We start from the raw sequence: 24,800 nt of genomic DNA on the forward strand, positions 1-24,800 counted from the left end.
CAGAGCTCATGAGCTCTGCTTTTTTATTGGCGGGTAAACCCTCTAAAGAATACTAGTGAGTAACAAGTACCCGCTAGGCCTTCGCCGGTTTCAAGTAGTGAATCGCGGTTGCTTGAACCTTATCTAATTCATCCTGAAGCTCGAAAAGCTCAGGTTCAATGTCTTCAACAGAAGTACCTGAACGCAGCTCTTTCTCTATTGTCGCACATACCGATTTTAGCCTTGGTACGCCGCTGTACGAGCTGCTGCCATGCATCTTGTGAATGATGTGTATCAGCTCTTCAACTGGATAGTCACTGTCTTCTATCGCTTTGTCTGCTGCCTCATACACCTCTGGAATAAAGTCGACGAGCATTTGCAGCATATCGCGTGCGAGGTCTTCTTTATTGGCGGCTTGTTTCATCGCAGCTTGCCAATCAATGATGATGTTTGTGTGCACGCTGGCTTCAGTTTCTGACACCGGACCGTTGTCGACTTCAGCAGAGACCGCTGGGTGGTCTGGATCTATTTTTTCGATGTGCTCAACCTCAGAGGTCGGGCTCCAATGAATCAGAACCTGCTGTAAAACATGCTCTTCAATAGGTTTGGTTAGGTAGTCATCCATGCCCGCTTCAAGTAGTCGATCTCGTTCGCCAATCATTGCATGCGCGGTTACGGCTATCACAGGTGTGTTCGCATTGTTCGCCAGTTTTTTGATGTTCTGGCAAGCGGTCACACCGTCCATCTGTGGCATTTGAATATCCATGAAGATGATATCAAATGGCGTCTCTGTCGCTTTGTCTATCGCCTGCTGACCACTGGTACAACTGATGACGGTTTCTACACGCTCTTTAAGCAGCGCGGTAATCAACTTAAGGTTGGCTGGGTTGTCGTCTACTGCCATCACAGTAAGCGGTAACTTCTCTTCAGAATGCGTTTCAATCGCTGGTGCAATCAAGGTAGGTGCCTGATTCGATACCAGAGTTTGCAGCAACTTCTTACGAGAAAGAGGCTTAGTGATGCACTGAACATCGACCTCTTTCATTAGTTGCTCACCCAACGCTAGCTCGGTACTTGGTGTACCAATAATCACGTTTTGAGCAATCTTCTTCGCACCGATCGCCCAACCACTCACAGTATCAAATTGATACTCTTGGTTGGCGGCTAGGTTAAGCAGAACGTAGTCATACGAGGTCGTCTCATCTGGCATCACCGAACGATACGTTACCACTAAGCCTTCTTGGGTTAGGATTTGCTGAGTAATCGATGCCGCTTGCATGTTTGGCTCGATAAGCAGCAGTTGTTTGTCTTGCAGACACTGCGTCTCAATCAGCTCTGTCATCGGCATATCAGTCGTTGATAGTCTCAAGGTGAACCAGAAGGTAGAGCCTTGGTGAAGACGACTGGTTAGGCTGATCTCTCCGCCCATTTGGCTGACCAGTTTTTGGGTGATAACCAGACCTAAGCCTGTACCACCATAGCGACGAGAGATACTTGCATCGGCTTGGCTGAAGGCTTGGAACAGCTGAGCTTGTTGACGCTCCGAGATACCAATACCCGTATCGCGAACCATGAACTGCAGCTCGATGTTGTCTTCGCTTTGTGAACGCAGCTCAACGCTGATATCAATATTGCCGCGCTCGGTAAACTTGATTGAGTTACCCACTAGGTTGGTTAGGATCTGCTGAATACGCAGTGGATCGCCCACCACACCTGGCGGTACTTTAGGGTCGATCTTCAGTGTCAGTTCTAGGCCTTTCTCATGAGCGTTGGTTGCTTGAAGGTTTACTACCTCTTCAAGGCTGGCTTGGAATTCAAATGGGATGTTCTCTAGGGCTAATTTACCGGCTTCAAGTTTCGAGAAGTCCAAGATATCGTTGATGATGCTAAGCAGGTTGTTTGCCGAGCGTTCAATGGTTTGCAGGTAATCGGTTTGACTGTTCGATAGGTGAGTCTTGAGCATTTGACGAGTAAAGCCAATCACACCGTTCAGCGGCGTTCTCAATTCGTGAGACATATTCGCTAAGAACTCAGACTTAACACGAGCCGCTTCTTGAGCGCGTTTCTTCGCGATGTCTAACTCAACGTTTTGAATCTCTAGCTGTTCAAGAGTTTCACGCAAATCTGATGTGGCCTGGTCGATACTGTGCTGCATCTCGACGTGATACTCTGATAGCGATACCGCCATCGCATTGATACCGTTTTTCAGCGAGTCTAGCTCACCATGCATCTTACCTTCGATACGCACATCTAGGTGACCTCGACGAATTCGGTCGACCATGTTTTTCATGTGTGTGATCGGTTGAGTGACATCGTGCATTAAGCGGAACGCAAACACGCCCGATAAACCAAGCCCGAGAATCAACACTAAGAATGCAGAGAACACTTCTTGATATTGCTGCAATCGAAGTGATGAAAGATCTAATTCAATCGCAATGTAGCCGATCGCTTGATTAGCTTGAGACTGACCGTTGGCTGAATTGATGTACTGGCCTTCGGCGATGATAGGTGTCCGCAGAATCAGCGTATTATCGAGAAGGTTCGATGAGCTTAAATGCGGGATCGGTTTATCTTTGGGGTAGGTCAGGCTTTCAAAATCGGGGTGGAAGTTTGAGGTTACAAACAACTCATGACGCTCATCAAACACCGCGATACTGCGCACTAGCTTAGAATTCTTTCGATGCGCATAGCTAATAAGCTGACGAACAGACTCTCGACTTTCGAGCTTCATGCCTGATTCACTCGTAATCGCAAGTGGCTCAATGATGCTAGTACCAGTGTTAACCACTTGACCTTCAAGGTCTTGATAGCGGTTAAATGAGAAAAATGCACTCAATAGCAACCCAATAATCAGGGTTGGAGCTAGAGTTAAGGTAATTACACGGGCTCTTAAGCCATATCTGGTCATGTTCTTTAATTACATCGAGGTCTGGATATGGGAAAATAACGCACACAATGGCGGTTAAGTGAACGGTAAGCTTAATCAAAGCCGTGACGTTCGACAATGATTCCAAGACATAATAGTGAGTCCTGGATACCAATTACTTATTAAAAGATACATTAGGCACAAGCAATGGCACGTTTTTTCCAACCAAAAAAGAAAACTCAACTCGAGACCAAGCATCAATCGGTTTTGGTTGAACGAATGGATCACAATGGCGCTGGCATCGCTTATCAAAAGAATAAACCGGTTTTCATTGATGGCGCATTGCCCGGTGAGCAGGTGGTTATTCAACTTACTGAGAGCAAAAGTAAGTTTTCGCGAGCTAAACTCATCAAGTTATTGAAGCCGAGCGAGCAGCGTTTAAAGCCGTTTTGTAAGCACTTTAATCAGTGTGGTGGCTGTCACCTTCAACACCTAGGTTACTCTTCTCAGGTTGAGCATAAATCGCAATCTCTGACGCACCTGATGAGCCAATACCAAACGGCGAACACTGAAGTTGCACAACCTATTGTCGGTGATGAAACCGGTTATCGACGTCGCGCACGTATCAGCCTATTTGTTGATAAGAAGACACAACAGCTTCAATTCGGTTTCCGTAAGAAGCAGAGTAAGCAGATTGAAAACATCACCGACTGTGCCGTGCTTGATCCTCGCCTTAATGTGTTGCTGCCAAAACTGAAAAATTTACTGAACACTTTCAACAGCCTTACGTCTTTAGGACACGTTGAATTGGTTTTGGGCGATACTGGCCCTGTTATGGTGCTACGTCACCTTAAGCCTCTGGTTGAAAAAGATGAGCAAGCGCTGATTGCGTTAGCAAAAGAAGAAGGCGCTACGCTGTATTCGATGCCTGAAACCGATAAGTTGGTTCGCTTAGTCGGCGATACACCTTCTTACAGCGAAACTGGCGTGACGTTACCGTTTGAGCCAAACCACTTTATCCAAGTAAACCAGAAAGTGAATCAGCAGATGGTGGCTCAAGCGATTGAGTGGCTAGAGCCTCAAGCGGATGAGCGAGTGCTAGACCTGTTTTGTGGTCTCGGTAACTTTAGTCTGCCTATCGCGCAACAATCGGCGTTTGTGGTTGGTGTAGAAGGCGTTGATGAAATGGTTCAGCAAGCCGCATCTAATGCAGCGTTAAACCAGTTAAGCAATACAGAATTTTACCAAGCTAACCTTGAAGAAGACTTATCTTCACAGCCTTGGGCAAAAGAGAAATTCGATAAAGTATTGCTTGACCCGGCACGTGCGGGAGCGAGTGGGATCGTTGATCAAATTTCAGCGTTAGGAGCGAAGCGTGTGGTTTATGTTTCGTGTAATCCTGCTACTCTAGCTAGAGATTCTGAGAGCTTAGAAAAACAAGGCTATCAATTAGCCAAACTGGGTATGTTGGACATGTTCCCACACACCAGTCATCTAGAATCGATGGCTCTCTTTATCAAGGCTTAGAGGCCCTTAAACAAGGCTTCAAATGAATCACAAAGGCGCAGGGAAGCCTGCGCTGATATCAATATGGTCGAACTAACTTGGAACCAGTTAGTCATATTGAATTGGGTATAAAACATAATAACTAGGAAGGCATGATGGTTGCGGTACGAAGCGCACATTTAAACCCAAGCGAACAGTTTGAGCTAGAAAGTTGGATTGCGTCATTGAATCAAGACGCAAAAACCTCGAATAAACTGATTAAAGTTTATCGTCACTGTGAAGAACTTTTAAAAGATCACGAGCAAGCATCGCTCTTGCTTTGGCGTGGCCGTGAGATGATCGAAATCTTGGTCACCTTGTCCATGGACCGTGCCACTTTAATTGCTGCACAACTTTTCCCCGTCGTCTCAAGCGGCGTTTTTGAGCGCGAAGCGTTTGAAGAAAGCTACGGTAAAGAAACCGTAAAGTTGATCGATGGCGTTGAAGAAATGGCGGCCTTAGGCCAGTTAAACGTGACCCTTGAAGGCAGTGCTGCCTCGGGTCAAGTTGATAACGTTCGACGCATGCTACTGGCTATGGTCGATGATTTCCGCTGCGTAGTCATCAAACTCGCTGAACGAATCTGTAACCTTATCGAGGTAAAAAAAGCGCCTGATGCTGTGCGTCGCGCGGCCGCAAAAGAGTGTTCTAACATCTATGCCCCACTGGCAAACCGTTTAGGTATCGGCCAACTTAAGTGGGAAATCGAAGATTACGCATTCCGCTACCAACAACCAGATACCTACAAGCAGATTGCAAAACAGCTGTCTGAGCGTCGTATCGTTCGTGAACAATACATCACAGATTTCGTTGATGATTTAACCGCAGAAATGCAGCGTTCAAACATCAATGCTGAAGTGAGTGGCCGACCAAAACACATCTACAGTATCTGGCGCAAAATGCAGAAGAAAGGCTTAGCCTTCGATGAGCTTTTTGACGTACGAGCAGTACGTATTATCGCTGACCAGCTGCAAGACTGTTACGCCGGCCTTGGGGTGGTACACACTAAATACAAGCACCTCCCGAGCGAATTTGATGATTATGTGGCGAACCCTAAGCCAAATGGTTACCAGTCGATTCATACCGTAGTACTTGGCCCTGAAGGCAAGACCATTGAGATTCAGATCCGTACTAAGCAAATGCACGAAGACTCTGAGCTTGGTGTGGCGGCGCACTGGAAGTACAAAGAAGGAGCTTCAAGCGGCCGTAGTGGCTACGATGAGAAAATCACTTGGTTGCGTAAACTTATCGACTGGCAAGAAGAGATGTCGGACTCTGGCGAGATGCTGGATGAGGTACGTAGCCAAGTCTTCGATGACCGTGTATACGCATTTACTCCACGTGGTGACGTGGTCGACTTACCAATGGGCGCAACCCCGTTGGATTTCGCCTACCACATCCACTCGATGGTCGGACACCGCTGTATCGGTGCCAAAGTAGCGGGGCGTATCGTACCGTTCACTCATAAACTATCGATGGGCGATCAAGTTGAGATCATCACGCAGAAAGAGCCGAACCCATCTCGTGACTGGTTAAATCCAACCACAGGTTTTGTTCATTCTGGTCGAGCTCGAGCGAAAATCAACGCTTGGTTCCGCGCACAAAGCCGTGAGAAAAACCTAGAAGCGGGTCGTGATATCCTGGAAGTTGAGCTAGCGAAAGTAGGCGCAACCCTAAAAGATGCTGATCAATACGCACTAAAACGCTTTAACGTGAATACGCCAGACGAACTCTATGCAGGTATTGGTAGTGGCGACTTGCGTATTAACCAAGTGGTTAATCACATCAATGCGCTAGTGAATAAGCCAACGGCGGAAGAAGAAGACAAGAAAGCGCTAGAGAAACTGCTTGAGTCGGAAAACAAGCCGGCACAACAGAGTCGTCCGAAGAAAGATGCGGTAGTGGTTGAGGGCGTTGATAACCTAATGACGCACCTAGCGCGTTGCTGTCAGCCAATCCCAGGTGATGTGATTAAAGGTTACATCACTCAAGGTCGTGGTATCTCAGTGCACCGCGCTGACTGTGAACAGCTAGGCGAGCTAAGCGTGCATGCGCCAGAACGTATCATTGATACCGTTTGGGGTAATGGCTTTGTCGGCTCATACATCCTAACGCTGCGTGTTGAAGCGCTAGAACGTAATGGCTTGTTGAAAGACATCACCTCACTGTTCTCGAACGAGAAGATCAGTGTGACGACAATGAAGAGCCGCATCGACTACAAGCGTCAGCTATCGGTAATGGATTTCGATTTGGAAGTGACCAATATTGAGATTCTGAGCCGAGTGACAAGTCGAGTCGAGCAGATCAAAGATGTAATGAGCGTTAAGAGACTTGGATGATCCTTTTGTGTCATTTATGTCATTCCCTACAGTGAGGGACGAACGTGATAGGGAATCTCGCCAAGCGGTTTGAGATCCCCAACTCGCTCATACTTCACTCTTGGAGATGACGAAAAATAGAAAGGTGAGTGGTTTTGGCTGCTCACCTTTTTTAGTTTTAAGAAAAGAATTAGATTAAAACAATCAAACAGAATAATAGGAAAGCACCATGAGCCACCCGATTGAACAACTAGAACAAATTATGACTAAGCTGCGCGATCCAGAAGGTGGCTGTCCTTGGGATTTAAAACAAAATTTTGAAACAATTGTCCCGCATACTATCGAAGAGACGTACGAAGTGGTGGATGCGATTCACAACAAAGATTGGCCGAACCTACAAGAAGAGTTGGGTGACTTGTTGTTTCAGGTGATCTTCTATAGCCAGTTAGCGAAAGAACAGGGGTTGTTTGAGTTCTCTGATGTGGTTGATGGCATTAACGAAAAGCTAACACGCCGCCATCCGCATGTGTTTTCTGATACCGAGTTTGCGAGCGATGAAGAAATTAATGCCAACTGGGAAGCTGAAAAAGCCAAAGAAAAAGCTCAGGCAGGCAAAACTCAAGAAAGTATTCTAGACTCAATACCAAACTCTCTACCTGCGCTTTCACGTGCTACAAAGATTCAAAAACAGGTAGCGAAATATGGCTTTGATTGGGACTCTATTGGCCCAGTGGCTAATAAGGTTTTAGAGGAAGTCGATGAGGTGCTGGAAGAGGCACTTCAAGTGACGCCAAATGAAGATTTGGTTGAAGAAGAGTTGGGAGACTTGCTGTTTGCGACGGTCAATTTGGTACGACATTTAGGTAAAAACCCAGAATCGGCACTCAATAAAGCCAATCTCAAGTTTTCGCGTCGCTTTAAAGGGGTGGAACAAAAAGTTCGTCAGCAAGATAAAAATTTGACTGACTTTTCACTACAACAGCTTGATTCCATGTGGGATGAAGTCAAAGTGGCGGAGAAAAGATAACCAAAGCTTTTATCATGAATTGATTTGAAGCAAAAAATAAAAAATAGCAGTGTGATAGATTTCACGTTGTGGCGATAAGGGGCTTCTGGTATATTTTCATCCCGTCCAGAAGTAGTCCATTTCCCTCATTCAACCAATTTCAGGTTAAACATGACGACAAATTACATTTTTGTTACTGGCGGGGTTGTATCCTCTCTAGGTAAAGGTATTGCTGCAGCATCTCTTGCAGCTATTTTAGAAGCTCGTGGTCTTAAAGTGACCATGATGAAGCTTGACCCTTACATCAACGTTGATCCAGGCACTATGAGCCCGACTCAGCACGGTGAAGTGTTCGTTACGGAAGATGGCGCTGAAACAGACCTTGACCTTGGTCACTATGAGCGATTCATTCGCACCAAGATGACTAAGCGTAACAACTTCACTGCAGGTCGTGTTTACTCAGACGTACTAGCAAAAGAGCGTCGCGGTGATTACCTAGGTGCAACTATTCAGGTTATCCCACACATCACTAACTCTATCAAAGAGCGTGTAATTTCTGGCGCAGCTGGCCACGATATCGCGATCGTTGAAGTTGGTGGTACGGTTGGTGATATCGAATCTCTACCATTCATGGAAGCGATTCGTCAGCTAGCAGTAGAACTAGGCCGTGAACGCGCAATGTTCATGCACCTTACTCTAGTGCCATACCTAGCAGCTGCGGGCGAAGTGAAAACTAAGCCAACGCAACACTCTGTAAAAGAGCTACTGTCTATTGGTATTCAGCCAGACATCCTAGTTTGTCGTTCAGACCGCAACATTCCTTCGAACGAGCGTAAGAAAATTGCTCTGTTCTGTAATGTGCAAGAAAATGCAGTTATTTCTATGCGCGATGTTGACTCTATCTACAAGATCCCTCAGCTTATTAAAGCTCAAGGTACTGATGAACTTGTATGTAAGCGTTTCGGCATCACAGCTCCAGAAGCAGACCTGTCTGAATGGGAACAAGTAATTTACGAAGAAGCTAACCCAACGGGTGAAGTGACGATTGGTATGGTTGGTAAGTACATTGAACTACCAGACGCATACAAATCAGTAAATGAAGCGCTAAAACACGCGGGCTTGAAAAATCGCCTAAGCGTTAATATTAAATACGTAGATTCACAAGACGTTGAGTCTCGTGGCGTAGAAGTTTTAGAAGGCCTAGATGCAATCCTAGTTCCTGGTGGCTTTGGTGACCGTGGTGTTGAAGGTAAGATTCTTGCTGCTCAATACGCTCGTGAAAACAAAGTACCGTACTTAGGTATCTGTCTAGGTATGCAAGTAGCACTTATCGAGTACGCTCGTAACGTTGCGAAAATGGAAGGGGCACACTCTTCTGAATTCTGTACTGAAACTAAGTACCCAGTTGTTGGTCTTATCACTGAGTGGACTGATGGCGAAGGTAAAGTTGAAGAGCGTACAGAAACATCTGACCTTGGCGGCACAATGCGTCTTGGTTCACAGCTTTGTCACCTAGCGAAAGGGACGAAAGCTTACGAATTATACGGTAGCGCGACGATCCATGAACGTCACCGTCACCGTTACGAAGTGAACAACAATCTTCGTCCACAAATCGAAAAAGCGGGCCTAAAAGTATCGGGTCTATCTGCGGACAAGAAACTGGTTGAAGTTATTGAGAACCCGAACCACCCATGGTTCGTTGCTGCTCAATTCCACCCAGAGTTCACTTCAACACCTCGCGATGGTCACCCATTGTTTGCAGGTTTCGTTAAAGCGGCTGGTGAGTTCCAGCGCGGCGAGTTAGAGAAGTAAAAAGGAATACAGGTAGCTGCGTAAGTTGTGCTGCTACCTTTAAATTTGACATTTATATATTCAACGAGAAGGAAACATTCAATGTCTAAGATCGTTAAAGTTCTAGGTCGTGAAATCATCGATTCACGTGGTAACCCAACTGTAGAAGCTGAAGTACACCTAGAAGGCGGTTTCGTAGGTATGGCTGCTGCTCCATCTGGCGCATCTACTGGTTCTCGCGAAGCTCTTGAGCTACGTGACGGCGACAAATCACGTTTCCTAGGTAAAGGTGTTCTTAAAGCTATTGAAGCTGTAAACGGCCCAATCGCTGAAGCTCTAGTTGGTACTGACGCTAAAGCACAAGCTGACGTTGACCAAATCATGCTTGACCTAGACGGTACTGATAACAAGTCTAAGTTCGGCGCGAACGCTATCCTAGCTGTATCTCTAGCTAACGCAAAAGCTGCTGCTGCTGCGAAAGGCATGCCTCTATACGAGCACATCGCTGAGCTAAACGGTACTGCTGGTCAGTTCTCTATGCCTCTACCAATGATGAACATCATCAACGGTGGTGAGCACGCAGATAACAACGTTGACATCCAAGAGTTCATGATCCAACCAGTTGGCGCTAAAACTCTTAAAGAAGGTCTACGTATCGGCGCTGAAGTATTCCACAACCTAGCTAAAGTTCTTAAGTCTAAAGGCTACAGCACTGCAGTTGGTGATGAAGGTGGTTTCGCTCCTAACCTTAAGTCTAACGCTGAAGCTCTAGAAGTTATCGCAGAAGCTGTTGCAGCTGCTGGTTACGAACTAGGTAAAGACGTTACTCTTGCTATGGACTGTGCAGCATCTGAGTTCTTCGACAAAGAAGCTGGCATCTACAACATGAAGGGCGAAGGTAAAACTTTCACTTCTGAAGAGTTCAACCACTACCTAGCTGAGCTAGCGAACAACTTCCCAATCGTTTCTATCGAAGACGGTCTTGACGAGTCAGATTGGGATGGCTTCAAGCACCAAACTGAACTTCTAGGCGACAAGCTTCAAATCGTTGGTGACGATCTGTTCGTTACAAACACTAAGATTCTTGCTGAAGGTATCGAGAAAGGCGTAGCTAACTCTATCCTTATCAAGTTCAACCAAATCGGTTCTCTAACAGAGACTCTAGCTGCTATCAAGATGGCTAAAGACGCTGGCTACACTGCAGTAATCTCTCACCGTTCTGGCGAAACTGAAGATGCAACTATCGCTGATCTAGCGGTAGGTACAGCTGCAGGTCAAATCAAAACTGGTTCTATGAGCCGTTCTGACCGTGTTGCTAAGTACAACCAACTTATCCGTATCGAAGAAGCTCTAGGTTCTAAAGCTCCTTACAACGGTCTTAAAGAAGTTAAAGGTCAATAATTCGTCCTATTTGGCACTGTAGCTGCGTTAACTGCAGAAGATTCACTAAGTCACATAGGAAACTATGCTCCATAGCTGAATCTTCTTTGTTGCCTTGCTACAGCACCAACTAGTTAGAATTATGCACTAATACTTTTGAATGCCTCGCTTATGCGGGGCATTTTTTTGTCTGTAGAAAACTGAATGAAAGAAGCTCTAGGCTCTAAAGCTCCTCCTTGTCACATATAAAGTTCGTCATTCCCTAGACTGACGAAGGAAGGAGTAGGGAATCTCATTGTTTTCCTGACAATGACTCCCCGACTTATTGATTCCCTGACACCACATATCTCGCACCAATAAGCTCATTATGGTATATATGTGCCTTATTCTAGTTCCTTCTTTTTCAACCGGCGAAAGGTGTTATGCGAATTTTTGCTTTAGTACTGCTCATAGTGTTTGGCTGGCTACAACACACACTGTGGCTCGGTAAAAATGGTATCTCTGATTACTACGGTGTGAACAACGAAATCCAAGTTCAGCAGCAAGTAAATGAAAAGCTTCATCTTCGTAATGCTGAGATGTTTGCGGAAATTGACGATCTACGCCAAGGCTTAGACGCGATTGAAGAGCGCGCACGTCATGAGCTTGGAATGGTGAAAGAAGGCGAAACGTTTTATCGTATTATTGGTGAGGAATCTCATTAATGTCGAACCAACTTCAAAGCGTTATTGCAGTGGTCCCCGCTGCGGGCGTTGGCAGCCGAATGAAGGCCGACCGTCCCAAGCAATATCTTCAAATTCACGGTAAAACGATTTTAGAGCACACTGTTGAGAAACTGTTGTCTCACCCTCAGGTGTCTAAAATCGTGGTAGCGGTCAGTGATGATGATCCTTATTACCCTGAATTACCGCTTAACCTTAATCCACAGGTGATCAGAGTGTCCGGCGGGACGGAAAGAGCCGACTCGGTGCTTTCTGCTCTGGACTATATTGCCCAACAGCAACTCAATGACTGGGTGATGGTGCATGATGCCGCGAGGCCTTGTATCCAATTGAGCGATATCGACAAACTGATCTCTGGTGCTATGACCCATGATGTTGGCGCGATTTTAGCTGCGCCTGTTCGCGATACAATGAAACGCGGTGCTCAAGGACAAATTGAACACACGGTCGATCGCGTCGATCTCTGGCATGCGCTTACCCCTCAGATGTTCCGATCTAAGCCTTTACGGAAAGTCTTGAGTGAAGCCTTGCAACAAGGTGTTTCAATTACCGATGAAGCGTCTGCGTTTGAGTGGAAAGGTTTATCACCAGCACTGATTGCTGGGCGTTCAGATAATTTTAAGATTACTCAGCCTGAAGATCTGGCTTTGGCTGAGTTCTATTTAAGTCAGAATAAGGAATAATGATGATTCGTATTGGCCATGGCTTTGATGTACATAAGTTTGGTGGTGAAGGCCCGGTAATTATTGGTGGCGTGAGCGTCCCTTATGAACAAGGTCTTATTGCACACTCAGACGGTGATGTTGCCCTACATGCGTTATGTGACGCTCTATTGGGTGCGATTGCTGCGGGTGATATTGGTCGTCATTTCCCTGATACCGATGACGAATGGAAAGGTGCGGATAGCCGTGAGCTACTGAAAGATGTTTATCGTCGAGTAAAAGAGCAAGGCTACGTGATTGGTAATGCCGATATTACTATCATGGCGCAAGCACCAAAAATGGCGCCTCATATAGACTCTATGTGCCAAGCTATTGCACAAGACTTAGAAACCAGCATCAGTAATGTGAATGTAAAAGCGACGACCACAGAGCGTTTAGGTTTTACAGGTCGCAAAGAGGGCATCGCATGTGAAGCGGTGGTCCTAATTACCAAAAGTGCGTAAGCACCAACACGAAAAGAACAGCATGTCAGATATTTTATCTTCATTGGCTTATCTAAACGGTAAACCAACTGCGAAAGCAAAACTAAAAGCAAAAGCCGAACACTTTGTCGTTAATGAAGACTTGGGTTTTGAATTTACCGGCGAAGGCGAGCATCTCATGGTTCGCATCCGTAAAACGGGTGAGAACACGAGCTTCGTGGCCAATGAACTGGCTAAAGCTTGCGGTGTTAAGTCGAAAGACGTGAGCTGGGCGGGTTTGAAAGACCGCCACGCTGTGACAGAGCAGTGGTTGAGTGTACACCTACCAAAAGGTGAGCCTGACTTTTCAGGGTTCTTAGCACAGTACCCAAGCATTGAAATCTTAGCGACAGCGCGACACAACAAAAAGTTACGTCCAGGCGATTTAGTTGGCAACCAATTTGAGTTGACCTTGTCTGAAGTAACGGATTGCGATGATGTGGTCAAGCGTTTGGAAAAAGTCGCTCAAGTGGGCGTGCCAAACTACTTTGGTGCTCAGCGTTTTGGCAATGAAGGTAACAACCTATCTGAAGCTCGTCGTTGGGGCCGCGATAACGTTCGTACTCGTAACCAGAATAAGCGCAGCTTGTACCTTTCTGCTGCTCGTTCGTGGATTTACAACCTGATCCTTTCAGACCGTATTGAGCAAGATGCGTTTGCATCGGCATTGGTTGGCGATATTGTCATGAAAGACGGCGCTCAACTAGCGGTAACTGCGGACAATATCGAAGCAGTAAACCAAGACATCGCGAATGGCGCTGCATGGGTTACTGTTGCTTTGGCTGGCGATAATACTTTGCCAACGACTGATGAGTCTCAAGCGTTAGAGCAAAAACATCTTGATTCTGAACCTGACCTAATGGCGCTGATTCGCGGTAACCGCATGCGGCATGACCGTCGTGAAGCATCGTTAAAACCAACCGATTTAACTTGGGAAGTGAACGAAGATAATGTCACTCTTAAGTTCTCTCTAGACGCAGGTTGTTTCGCAACCGCTATCGTTCGAGAGTTGGTTGAAGAAGTACACGTAGAGAGAAGCTACGAGCAATAACGATTCTGCTTGGAGCTGAGTCACTTGATATTGGAATTTAAGTGACTTGGCTTAGCATGGGAACAAAAGAAAGGATACAAGATGAAGATTTTACTCAGCAATGATGATGGTGTGCACGCTCAAGGTATTCATGAGCTGGCAAATGAGCTACGTGATCTTGCTGACGTTATCATTGTTGCCCCTGACCGTAATCGCTCGGGTGCGTCAAATTCATTAACTTTAGAACAGCCTCTGCGTGTTCAAGAGATTACTGAAAATACCTATTCGGTACAAGGAACACCGACCGACTGTGTGCATTTTGCGTTAAACGAACTGCTAAAGAATGACATGCCTGATCTGGTATTAACGGGCATTAATCACGGTGCTAACCTGGGTGATGACGTGCTTTATTCCGGCACGGTGGCTGCAGCAATGGAAGGGCATTTTCTAGGCGTTCAATCGGTAGCGTTTTCTCTGGTGGGAAAAAAACATTTTAAGACAGCGGCAGCGATTGCTCGTCGTATTGTCGAACAACATTTAGCAAACCCAATCCCGACCAACCGCTTGTTGAACGTAAACGTTCCTGATTTAGCCTTAGAACAATTGTCTGGTACTCAGGTGACGCGCTTAGGTGCTCGTCATCACGCTGAAGATATGATCAAGCAAAAAGACCCGCGTGGTCACGATATCTATTGGCTTGGCCCTCCGGGTAAAGAGCAAGATGCCGGTGAAGGTACCGATTTTTACGCGATTGAGCATGGCTTTGTGTCGGTAACACCGTTGCAGGTTGATCTGACGGCGCATGAGTCGTTGGGTGCGATGGCAACATGGTTAGGGGAGAAGTAAGTGAGTAATCCGCAAGCTGAGCGTTTAATTACTTTCCTGATTGAAAATGGTATTCAGGATCAAAAGGTTCTTGATGCGATTTACCAACTGCCGAGAGAGAGCTTTTTATCACAGGCGATGTATCACCAAGCCTATGATAATAATGCGCTGCCTATCGGTCAGGGTCAGACAATCTCACAGCCATACATTGTTGCTAAAATGACAGAGCTACTTGAATTACAACAAGATAGCCGTGTCTTGGAGATCGGAACGGGTTCTGGTTACCAAACTGCGGTATTGGCTCAACTTGTTGATCATGTGTATTCGGTTGAAAGAATAAAGTCGCTACAATGGGATGCCAAGCGTAGGTTGAAGCAACTCGATTTCTACAATATCTCAACTAAGCACGGTGATGGTTGGCAAGGTTGGTCTTCAAAAGCCCCTTTTGATGCGATTATTGTCACCGCCGCTGCAGAGTCGATTCCTCAAGCGCTTCTGCAGCAGCTGAAAGATGGCGGTCGTTTACTGATTCCAGTCGGTGATGACGAACAGCAACTATTGAAGATCGTTCGACACGGCGATGAGTTTTTATCGAGTGTTATCGAGATGGTGAGATTTGTACCTCTTGTTCCTGGTGAGCTAGCTTAATAAAAGACTAATGGTGTAGGTGGATAGAGAGTCGATGCGTTCGAAGTTGTTAAAAGGAAGTACTTTACTGCTTAGCTGTGCCCTTGTTGGGTGTGCAGCGAATTCGCCTGCGCCCGTTTCAAACCTAAACAAGAATTACTCATCGATTGATCGTGGTAGTTATCGTGGCAGTTACTATGAAGTTAAAAAAGGCGACACCCTTTACTTCATTGCTTATGTCACCAATAAAGACGTTAAAGACCTCATCGGTTATAACAAGTTGTCTGCTCCTTACACTATCCACCCAGGGCAGAAGCTTAAGTTATGGCGTCCTAGCTACAACGCGCCAGCGTATGGTAAGTCAACGGTAGCGGCAGCAGCAGTTGCTGCGCCTGTCGCGGCATCGACAACGTCATCTGCGGCAAGTAAACCGAAAACCACACCACAAAAGAGCAAAAACTCTAAACCGGCTCCAGCTCAAACTACCACCAAAGTGGTGAAAAAAGATCCACCAAAGAAGGTTGAACAATCCAAATCAAAGGAGTATGTTGGTTCTAAAGGTAAACAGAATGTTACACCGCCCACCAAACCAACAAGTGATAAAGTATCCAAATGGTTATGGCCAACTAAAGGGAGAGTAATCAAGAGTTTCTCTGTAGGCGAACAAGGAAATAAAGGCATAGACATAGCAGGACAGCGAGGTCAGCCAATAGTATCTACTGCAGGGGGAACGGTTGTTTATTCGGGTAATGCACTACGAGGCTACGGCAATCTAGTGATTGTGAAGCACAATGATAATTACTTAAGTGCATACGCGCACAACGACCGACTATTAGTATCTGAAGGGCAAAGTGTGAAACCAGGGCAGAAGATTGCAACAATGGGAAGCTCTGGAGCCAGCAGTGTTAGGCTGCACTTTGAGATTCGTTACCAAGGTAAGTCCGTTAATCCAAAACGATATTTACCTTAAATACAATATGCAAAAATTACGTATTGTATGGAGTGACATAGTCATTTAGCGACATATGAAGTTGTAATGTCATGCTAATTTCGCCAGGGGGAGGCGTTATGAGTATAAGCAATGCAGTAACCAAAGAAGAGTTCGATCTTGACCAAGCAACCACGGAACCGGAAGCTCTTGGAAAAGCAAAACGAACAGTCACTAAGAAAACTGAAGCGAAAGAAGAAGTTGAAGTTACGTCTAAAAGTTTAGATGCCACTCAACTCTACTTAGGCGAAATTGGTTTCTCACCACTACTAACCGCTGAAGAAGAAGTGCTATATGCACGTCGAGCTCTACGCGGTGATGAAGCAGCACGTAAACGCATGATCGAAAGTAACCTGCGTTTAGTGGTAAAAATTTCACGTCGTTATAGCAACCGCGGCCTTGCACTTCTCGATCTAATCGAAGAAGGCAACCTAGGTTTGATTCGCGCCGTAGAGAAGTTTGATCCAGAGCGTGGCTTCCGCTTCTCAACTTACGCGACATGGTGGATTCGTCAAACCATTGAACGTGCGTTAATGAATCAGACTCGCACTATCCGTTTGCCAATCCATGTTGTGAAAGAGCTGAACATCTACCTACGTACTGCAAGAGAGCTATCACAAAAGCTTGACCATGAACCAACGGCAGAAGAAATTGCTTCTAAGCTAGATAAGCCGGTTGGTGATGTGAGCAAGATGCTTCGTCTAAACGAAAGAGTGAGCTCTGTTGATACGCCAATTGGTGGTGACGGTGAGAAAGCGCTGTTGGATATTATTCCAGACATCAATAATTCAGATCCTGAGGTTTCAACTCAAGATAGCGATATCAAGAACTCGTTGATTTTCTGGCTTGATGAGCTGAATCCTAAGCAGAAAGAGGTGCTTGCGCGTCGCTTTGGACTACTGGGTTATGAACCGTCAACATTAGAAGAAGTGGGCCGCGAAATCAGCCTGACTCGTGAACGTGTTCGTCAAATCCAAGTTGAAGGTCTTCGCCGTCTACGTGAGATTCTTATCAAGCAAGGTCTGAATATGGAAAACCTGTTCAACGTAGAAAACGACTAATTGAACGGATGATGCTTCTCTAAATAGAAGACAAATAAAAACGCTGACTTTAAGTCAGCGTTTTTTTGTTTGTGGCTTTGGTATTTCATGCCGTCTAATCAAAATAGCAGTACGGCCATAACAAGCTACTTGGTAAGAAACTAAAGCAGCTTCTTCAAGCGGTAAAGTTCTTCTAATGCTTGGCGAGGAGTTAGATCATCAGGATCAACATTCGCTAGCGCTTGCTCTACTTCACTCGGTTCTGGGATCAGGCTCAGTTGGTTTGCGATATCGACACCGCTTGGCTTCGATGTTGGCGACTCCATGCTTAACGCTTCTAACTGAGTCAGCTTCGCACGAGCATTCTTGATCACTGCTTTCGGTACGCCAGCTAAACCTGCAACCGCTAGACCATAAGATTTACTTGCAGCACCTTCTTGAACTGCGTGCATAAAGGCAATGCTATCACCATGCTCAACCGCATCTAAGTGTACGTTTGCTAAAGTTGGAAGTTGGTTAGGTAGTTCAGTTAGCTCAAAGTAGTGCGTTGCAAACAGTGTCATCGCATTGATTTGATTGGCTAGCCACTCTGCACTTGCCCAAGCCAGAGACAGGCCATCGTAAGTACTGGTACCACGACCGATTTCATCCATTAGCACAAGGCTGTTTGGTGTTGCATTGTGCAGGATATTTGCGGTTTCTGTCATCTCAACCATGAAGGTTGAACGGCCAGAAGCCAGATCATCCGATGCGCCAATACGCGTAAAGATACGGTCGATAGAGCCGATGGTTGCGCTTTCTGCAGGAACATAACAACCGATATGAGCCATCAATGCGATGAGTGCCGTTTGGCGCATGTAGGTCGATTTACCACCCATGTTGGGACCCGTGATGATCAGCATCTTACGTTGATCATTCAGGTCGATAGGGTTAGCAATGAAAGGTTCGTCCATCACTTGTTCAACAACAGGGTGACGACCGGCCTGAATTTGTACGCCAGCAGACTCTGTCATGGTTGGACGACAGTAATCAAGGGTATCTGCACGCTCAGCCAAGTTCTGTAGAACATCAAGCTGAGATACTGAAGAGGCGATATTTTGTAGGCGCTCTAGATACGGCAGTAGTAAGTCAAACAACTCTTCCCACAGCTGTTTCTCGATAGCGAGTGCTTTCGACTTAGAGTTAAGTACTTTGTCTTCGTGCTCTTTTAGCTCAGGAATGATGTAACGCTCAGCATTTTTCAGCGTTTGACGACGAACATAGTGTGGCGGCACAAGATGGCTTTGCCCACGGCTTACTTGAATGAAGAAACCATGTACGTTGTTGTAGCCAACTTTTAGCGTGTCGATGCCATGACGTTCACGCTCTTCTTGCTCAAGCTTATCAAGAAATTCAGTTGCGCCTGCTGCAAGGTCGCGCCATTCGTCTAACTCGGCATTGTAGCCTTCTGCAATCACACCACCGTCACGGATAACCACCGGTGGGTTCTCTTTGATTGCACGTTCAAGCAGCTCAGAAACCTCATCCACAGGAGAAGCATATTGAGCAAGTTGAGTTAGGTATGGGTGCTTCAGTTGCGTCAGTGTTTCAGCAAGCTCTGGCAAATATTCCATTGCTTGGCGAAGACGCGCCATATCGCGAGGGCGAGCAGAGCGAAGTGCTAATCGAGCGAGAATACGTTCGATATCACCAATCTGTTTTAAGGTTGGCTGTAGTTCTGTGAATAGAGCCAAATCTTTCATTTCACCAATTGCATCTAAGCGCTGATCGAGTGCAGATATATTGCGCATTGGTTGATGTAACCAACGCTTAAGCATACGGCTACCCATTGCTGTCGCAGTGTGATCAAGTACTTCGGCAAGGGTGTTATCAGTACCACCCCCAAGATTTTGCGTGATCTCCAAATTACGACGAGTTGCAGCATCAAGGATCACCGAGTGATCTTGTTTATCCATCGTGAGTGAACGGATATGAGGGAGGGCAGTACGTTGGGTATCTTTCACGTATTGGATCAAACAACCAGCCGCACATAGACCCAGTTTCGCGCTTTCTACGCCAAAGCCAACCAGATCGCGAGTACCAAACTGCTTATTCAATTGCTGCTTAGCGGTGTCTAATTCAAATTCCCATACAGGGCGGCGGCGGTTGCCATTACGGCTTGCCATTAAATCGACGGGTTCGAAATCTTCAGGGAACAGCAGCTCACGCGGAGAGGTTCTTTGTAGCTCAGCGGCCATCGCTTCTTCTGTTTCTGGCTCGCAAAGTTGGAATCGGCCAGAGGTAATATCAAGTGTCGCATAACCGAATTTACCGTTGTGGTGATAAATGGCTGCAATTAGGTTATCAACGCGTTCAGAAAGCAAGGCTTCGTCGGTTACGGTACCCGGTGTCACGATACGCACTACTGCGCGCTCAACAGGGCCTTTTGAAAGTGCTGGATTACCAATCTGTTCACAAATGGCTACGGACTCACCAAGTTGCACTAACTTTGCAAGGTATCCTTCAACCGCATGGTATGGAACACCTGCCATCGGAATCGGTTCACCATTTGATGAGCCACGCTTAGTCAGTGAAATATCGAGGAGTTGAGAGGCTTTTTTAGCGTCATCGTAGAAAAGCTCGTAGAAATCGCCCATGCGGTAGAACAGCAGAATTTCTGGGTTTTCTGCTTTCAGTTTTAGATACTGCTGCATCATGGGAGTATGTTTTTGATCGGCTTTCACAGTTAACTTCTTTCGTTTATTTCTATTGCGGCTTAGGATACGTGAAAGCGTTTCGTGCGAAAAGCGGCTGATGCGAAAAGATGCGAATCCAAATGATATGACAGTAAATAAAGGGAAGCAGATGATGCAGATGACTCAAGACCTTAGTGAGCAGCTTGGACATTTACTCGCTAAACACAAACACGTGTTAGTGACGGCTGAATCTTGCACTGGCGGAGGTGTCGCGAGTGCAGTCACCGATATTGCGGGCAGCTCTGGATGGTTTGATCGCGCTTTTGTTACGTACAGCAATGAAGCCAAACAAGAGATGATCGGTGTACAGCTTAAAACCTTAATGGAGTTCGGCGCCGTGAGTGAGCCTGTCGTAATAGAAATGGCGAGCGGGGCATTGCAACATTCAAACGGGACGATCTCTGTATCAATCAGTGGCATCGCTGGCCCAGGTGGCGCGACCGAAGATAAGCCTGTTGGTACAGTATGCTTCGCGTGGAAAGCGCTAAATGGCTGGGATAAAGTAGAAACGCATGTATTTACAGGCGACAGATCACAAGTACGCCAACAAGCCACGCACCATGCCCTGCAAGTTATTTATGATTACCTATCAATGGAAGGTAAGTAACATTTGTACAAATTATTTTCATACAGGTATAGACACTGTATGAATCAACAGTATAATGAAAGCCAATTAGTCACCCCTATGTGGGTTAGAAATAGATTCTAGATCGCTTGTTGAGACAACCGATTATGTGGAGATAGAAATGGACGAGAATAAACAAAAAGCGTTAGCCGCAGCCCTTGGTCAGATTGAAAAGCAATTTGGTAAAGGTTCTATCATGCGTCTTGGTGATAACCGCACAATGGACGTAGAAACTATTTCTACAGGTTCTCTATCTCTAGATATCGCACTAGGTGCTGGTGGCCTACCGATGGGACGTATCGTAGAAGTTTACGGTCCAGAATCATCAGGTAAAACAACGCTAACGCTTGAGCTTATTGCTGCAGCACAGAAAGTGGGAAAGACGTGTGCATTCGTTGATGCGGAGCACGCACTAGACCCTATCTACGCTCAAAAGCTTGGTGTTGATATCGATGCACTTCTTGTTTCTCAACCAGATACTGGTGAGCAAGCGCTGGAAATCTGTGATGCACTGGCTCGTTCAGGTGCAATCGACGTTCTTGTTATTGACTCAGTAGCAGCCCTAACACCAAAAGCAGAAATCGAAGGCGAAATGGGCGACAGCCACATGGGTCTTCAGGCTCGTATGCTTTCTCAAGCAATGCGTAAGCTGACGGGTAACCTTAAGCAGTCTAACTGTATGGCTATCTTCATTAACCAAATTCGTATGAAAATTGGTGTGATGTTCGGTAACCCAGAAACAACAACAGGTGGTAACGCACTTAAGTTCTACGCATCTGTTCGTCTTGATATTCGCCGTACTGGTGCGATTAAAGATGGTGATGAAGTTGTTGGTAACGAAACTCGTATCAAGGTCGTTAAGAACAAGATTGCTGCACCATTCAAACAAGCTGAGACTCAAATCCTTTACGGTAAAGGCTTCAACCGCGAAGGTGAGCTTATCGACTTAGGTGTTAAGAATAAGCTAGTAGAAAAAGCAGGCGCTTGGTACAGCTACAAAGGCGATAAGATCGGCCAAGGTAAAGCTAACGCTGGTAAATACCTACGTGAAAACCCAGAAGTTGCTCTAGAGATCGATACTAAACTTCGTGAGTTACTACTGACTCCTGCTGTTCTTGAAGAGAAAGACGTAGAGAAAGAAGAAGAAAACGAAGAGCTATAAGCTCACGTTTTATAGAGTGGATGTTTGAAAGAAGCATCCGCTTTGAAAGAATTTAAAGCCTCGCATATTTTATGCGGGGCTTTTTTATTGGATCTGCTCCGTCGAGCATGTCTTTGGTCAAATCTCTCTCGTTGACTGAGTTTCTTCGGTACTAGGTCGTCAATTTAGTTCTGCTTTTCCACGGCAAGATATAGTGGAATATTCTTCATTTTATCGAATTCCCACTAAAATCCTGCCCAAGGGTGTCTTTTCTACAAGAAAACTAGTCGAAGCCTTAACCATGATCTACAATACGGCAAAATTCTAACTCGACTATTTTCAGGAAGAGCTGCATGTACATGAGCACTGATGAGGTTCGCAACGCGTTCCTTAAGTTCTTTGAGAGCAAAGAACACCAAATCGTAGACAGTTCATCGTTAGTTCCACATAACGATCCAACCCTGCTATTCACTAACGCAGGTATGAACCAATTCAAAGATTGCTTCTTAGGCGCCGAAAAGCGTGCCTACACTCGAGCAACTACGGCTCAGCGTTGTGTACGTGCGGGTGGTAAACACAATGACCTTGAAAACGTAGGTTTCACGGCTCGTCACCACACGTTCTTCGAAATGCTAGGCAACTTCAGCTTTGGCGACTACTTCAAAGAAGAAGCGATTGGATTTGCTTGGGAATTCCTGACTGAAACTCTTCAACTGCCAAAAGATCGTCTACTGGTAACGGTATACGAGACAGATGATGAAGCATTCGATATCTGGAACAAGAAAGTAGGTGTTCCTGCTGACCGTATCGTTCGCATTGGCGACAAAGAAGGCGGTAAACAGTTCGAGTCTGATAACTTCTGGACGATGGGTGACACAGGTCCTTGTGGTCCATGTACTGAAATCTTCTACGATCACGGTGAGCACATCTGGGGCGGCCGTCCTGGTACACCTGAAGAAGATGGTGACCGTTTCATCGAGATCTGGAACAACGTATTCATGCAGTTCAACCGTCACGCTGACGGCACAATGGAACCGCTACCTAAGCCTGCTGTAGATACAGGTATGGGTATTGAGCGTATTTCTGCAATCATGCAGGGCGTTCACTCTAACTACGAAATTGATGTATTCCAAAAGCTAATCAAAGCGACTGCGGAAGTTGTTGGTCATGACGATCTATCTAACCAATCGCTACGCGTTATTGCTGACCACATCCGTTCTTGTTCATTCCTAATTGCTGACGGTGTTATGCCTTCAAACGAAGGTCGTGGCTACGTTCTACGTCGTATCATCCGTCGTGCAGTTCGTCACGGTAACAAGCTTGGCGCACAAGGCGTGTTCTTCCACAAACTTGTGGGCGTACTGGCTGAAGTGATGGGCTCTGCGGCAGATGAACTTAAGAAACAGCAAGAGCTGGTTGAAAAAGTACTTCGCATTGAGGAAGAGAACTTTGGTCGTACGCTAGAGCGCGGCATGGTTATTCTTAATGACGCACTAGATGCACTTGAAGGCAAAGAGCTTGACGGCGAAACAGTTTTCAAACTTTACGATACATACGGCTTCCCAGCTGACCTTACTAACGATGTAGCTCGCGAACGCGATTTTACTATCGATGAAGAAGGCTTTGAGAAGGCGATGGAAGCACAGCGTAAGCGTGCACGTGAAGCAGGCCAATTCGGCACGGATTACAACGCGACAATCAAAGTAGACACCAACACTGAGTTCTGTGGTTACACAGCAACTGAAGGTGCTGGTGAAATCTCTGCGCTATTCGTTGACGGCGAAGAGGTTGCTTCACTATCGGCTGGCGACAAAGCAATCATCATCCTTGAAGAGACACCATTCTACGCTGAGTCAGGCGGTCAATGTGGTGATGCTGGTACACTAAAAACAGCGTCGGGTCTTTTCAAAGTACAAGACACTCAGAAGCTAGGTAACGCATTTGCGCACCACGGTGAGCTAGTTGAAGGTGTATTTGCTAAGGGCGATAAAGTAGAAGCAACGGTTGACGCTGAGCGTCGAGCTGCTATCTCACTAAACCACTCTGCCACTCACTTACTTCACTCTGCATTGCGCGAAGTGCTAGGTGAGCACGTTGCTCAGAAAGGTTCTTTAGTTAAGCCAGACAACCTACGTTTTGACTTCTCTAACCTTGAAGCGGTAACACCAGCACAGATTAAAGAAGTAGAGCGTCTAGTTAACGCACAAGTTCGTAAGAACCATGTGATTGAAACGAACATCATGGACATCGAGTCAGCGAAAGAAAAAGGTGCAATGGCACTGTTTGGCGAGAAGTACGATGATGAAGTTCGCGTTCTATCTATGGGCGACTTCTCTACTGAACTTTGTGGTGGTATCCACGCTTCAAACACAGGTGATATCGGCCTATTCAAGATCACTTCTGAAGGTGGTATTGCTGCGGGTATTCGTCGTATTGAAGCGGTAACAGGTGAAGCTGCACTAGATGCAGTAGAAGCTCAAGCTAACGCTTACGAAGAGAAACTGGCTGAGTCAGCTAAGAAAGCGAAATCGCTAGAGAAAGAAATCCAACTGCTTAAAGAAAAGATGGCTGCTGCAGAAAGCGCAAACATCATGGGCAAAGTAGAAGACATCTCTGGTACTAAAGTTTTGGTTGCTGCAATTGAAGGCGCAGACAACAAGAACCTACGTACTATGGTTGATAACGCTAAAAACCAAGTAGGTAGCGGCATCATCCTGATCGCGAACGTAGCAGACGGTAAAGTTGGCTTGATTGCTGGTGTAACCAAAGACCTAATCGGCAAAGTAAAAGCGGGTGATCTCGTCAAGATGGTTGCTGAGCAAGTTGGCGGTAAAGGCGGCGGTCGTCCAGATATGGCTCAAGCGGGCGGTACAGACGTTGCAGCACTGCCAGAAGCGCTTAAATCTGTGCGTACTTGGCTAGAAGAGCGTCTTTAAGCTTAAGTAATTGATACAAAGATGCCCAATCAGTTGATTGGGCATCTTTTATTTTGCCTATTG

Annotated in this window: 18 protein-coding genes; 16 read left to right on the forward strand and 2 right to left on the reverse strand. The window is 46.0% G+C overall.

Annotation, left to right across the window (positions count from 1 at the left end):
* Positions 1 to 73: 73 nt before the first annotated feature.
* The gene (gene barA, locus AB4507_RS09625) at positions 74 to 2,887 is read right to left on the reverse strand and encodes a two-component sensor histidine kinase BarA (protein ID WP_102319872.1); all 2,814 of its coding nucleotides are present in this window, start codon (positions 2,885 to 2,887) and stop codon (positions 74 to 76) included.
* A gap of 165 nt (positions 2,888 to 3,052) precedes the next feature.
* On the opposite strand from barA, the gene rlmD reads away from it, so the two are divergent.
* From rlmD to rpoS, 13 genes are all read left to right on the forward strand, one after another.
* The gene (gene rlmD, locus AB4507_RS09630) at positions 3,053 to 4,372 is read left to right on the forward strand and encodes a 23S rRNA (uracil(1939)-C(5))-methyltransferase RlmD (protein WP_017068695.1); all 1,320 of its coding nucleotides are present in this window, start codon (positions 3,053 to 3,055) and stop codon (positions 4,370 to 4,372) included.
* Between the two features lie 134 nt (positions 4,373 to 4,506).
* Positions 4,507 to 6,729 carry a GTP diphosphokinase gene (gene relA, locus AB4507_RS09635; RefSeq protein WP_017059036.1) on the forward strand — a complete coding sequence of 741 codons (2,223 nt, stop codon included), beginning with the start codon at positions 4,507 to 4,509 and terminating at the stop codon, positions 6,727 to 6,729.
* A 208-nt stretch (positions 6,730 to 6,937) separates the two neighbouring features.
* Complete coding sequence (gene mazG / locus AB4507_RS09640; RefSeq protein ID WP_137001308.1) at positions 6,938 to 7,735, forward strand: nucleoside triphosphate pyrophosphohydrolase; 798 nt, start codon at positions 6,938 to 6,940, stop codon at positions 7,733 to 7,735.
* 150 nt (positions 7,736 to 7,885) lie between these two features.
* Positions 7,886 to 9,526 carry a CTP synthase gene (locus AB4507_RS09645; RefSeq protein ID WP_017063214.1) on the forward strand — a complete coding sequence of 547 codons (1,641 nt, stop codon included), beginning with the start codon at positions 7,886 to 7,888 and terminating at the stop codon, positions 9,524 to 9,526.
* Between the two features lie 81 nt (positions 9,527 to 9,607).
* Positions 9,608 to 10,906 carry a phosphopyruvate hydratase gene (gene eno, locus AB4507_RS09650; RefSeq protein ID WP_017059033.1) on the forward strand — a complete coding sequence of 433 codons (1,299 nt, stop codon included), beginning with the start codon at positions 9,608 to 9,610 and terminating at the stop codon, positions 10,904 to 10,906.
* 401 nt (positions 10,907 to 11,307) lie between these two features.
* Positions 11,308 to 11,589 (forward strand): cell division protein FtsB, encoded by a 282-nt coding sequence (gene ftsB, locus AB4507_RS09655; protein WP_004735394.1) that lies wholly within the window; start codon positions 11,308 to 11,310, stop codon positions 11,587 to 11,589.
* The gene (ispD, locus tag AB4507_RS09660) at positions 11,589 to 12,290 is read left to right on the forward strand and encodes a 2-C-methyl-D-erythritol 4-phosphate cytidylyltransferase (RefSeq protein WP_017108693.1); all 702 of its coding nucleotides are present in this window, start codon (positions 11,589 to 11,591) and stop codon (positions 12,288 to 12,290) included. Before ftsB ends, ispD begins: the two co-directional genes overlap by 1 nt.
* Positions 12,291 to 12,292: 2 nt before the next feature.
* Positions 12,293 to 12,772, forward strand: a complete 480-nt coding sequence (gene ispF, locus AB4507_RS09665; protein WP_017067356.1) for a 2-C-methyl-D-erythritol 2,4-cyclodiphosphate synthase — start codon at positions 12,293 to 12,295, stop codon at positions 12,770 to 12,772.
* A 22-nt stretch (positions 12,773 to 12,794) separates the two neighbouring features.
* A complete protein-coding gene (truD, locus tag AB4507_RS09670; RefSeq protein ID WP_372182576.1) occupies positions 12,795 to 13,841 on the forward strand; it encodes a tRNA pseudouridine(13) synthase TruD in 1,047 nt (348 codons plus the stop codon).
* An 81-nt stretch (positions 13,842 to 13,922) separates the two neighbouring features.
* The gene (gene surE, locus AB4507_RS09675) at positions 13,923 to 14,666 is read left to right on the forward strand and encodes a 5'/3'-nucleotidase SurE (protein ID WP_017059030.1); all 744 of its coding nucleotides are present in this window, start codon (positions 13,923 to 13,925) and stop codon (positions 14,664 to 14,666) included.
* Positions 14,667 to 15,293, forward strand: coding sequence for a protein-L-isoaspartate(D-aspartate) O-methyltransferase (locus AB4507_RS09680; RefSeq protein WP_017059029.1), 627 nt, complete (start codon positions 14,667 to 14,669; stop codon positions 15,291 to 15,293). It begins immediately after the preceding gene.
* 34 nt (positions 15,294 to 15,327) lie between these two features.
* Positions 15,328 to 16,242, forward strand: a complete 915-nt coding sequence (nlpD, locus tag AB4507_RS09685) for a murein hydrolase activator NlpD (RefSeq protein ID WP_017059028.1) — start codon at positions 15,328 to 15,330, stop codon at positions 16,240 to 16,242.
* Between the two features lie 98 nt (positions 16,243 to 16,340).
* The gene (gene rpoS / locus AB4507_RS09690; RefSeq protein WP_017059027.1) at positions 16,341 to 17,321 is read left to right on the forward strand and encodes an RNA polymerase sigma factor RpoS; all 981 of its coding nucleotides are present in this window, start codon (positions 16,341 to 16,343) and stop codon (positions 17,319 to 17,321) included.
* A gap of 140 nt (positions 17,322 to 17,461) precedes the next feature.
* Here rpoS and mutS read toward each other — a convergent pair whose 3' ends face one another.
* The gene (gene mutS, locus AB4507_RS09695) at positions 17,462 to 20,023 is read right to left on the reverse strand and encodes a DNA mismatch repair protein MutS (RefSeq protein ID WP_017059026.1); all 2,562 of its coding nucleotides are present in this window, start codon (positions 20,021 to 20,023) and stop codon (positions 17,462 to 17,464) included.
* Between the two features lie 124 nt (positions 20,024 to 20,147).
* Here mutS and pncC point away from each other — a divergent pair, with 124 nt between their 5' ends.
* The 3 genes from pncC (at position 20,148) to alaS (ending at position 24,737) form a co-directional block, all read left to right on the forward strand.
* Positions 20,148 to 20,642, forward strand: a complete 495-nt coding sequence (pncC, locus tag AB4507_RS09700; protein WP_029235458.1) for a nicotinamide-nucleotide amidase — start codon at positions 20,148 to 20,150, stop codon at positions 20,640 to 20,642.
* 139 nt (positions 20,643 to 20,781) lie between these two features.
* Positions 20,782 to 21,822 (forward strand): recombinase RecA, encoded by a 1,041-nt coding sequence (gene recA, locus AB4507_RS09705; protein WP_017056586.1) that lies wholly within the window; start codon positions 20,782 to 20,784, stop codon positions 21,820 to 21,822.
* A gap of 332 nt (positions 21,823 to 22,154) precedes the next feature.
* On the forward strand, positions 22,155 to 24,737 hold the full coding sequence (gene alaS / locus AB4507_RS09710; RefSeq protein ID WP_017063223.1) for an alanine--tRNA ligase: 2,583 nt from the start codon (positions 22,155 to 22,157) through the stop codon (positions 24,735 to 24,737).
* The last annotated feature ends 63 nt before the right edge of the window (positions 24,738 to 24,800 follow it).

The sequence above is a fragment of the Vibrio sp. 10N.222.54.A3 genome (genome assembly GCF_041474095.1).
Classification (GTDB): domain Bacteria; phylum Pseudomonadota; class Gammaproteobacteria; order Enterobacterales; family Vibrionaceae; genus Vibrio; species Vibrio crassostreae_C.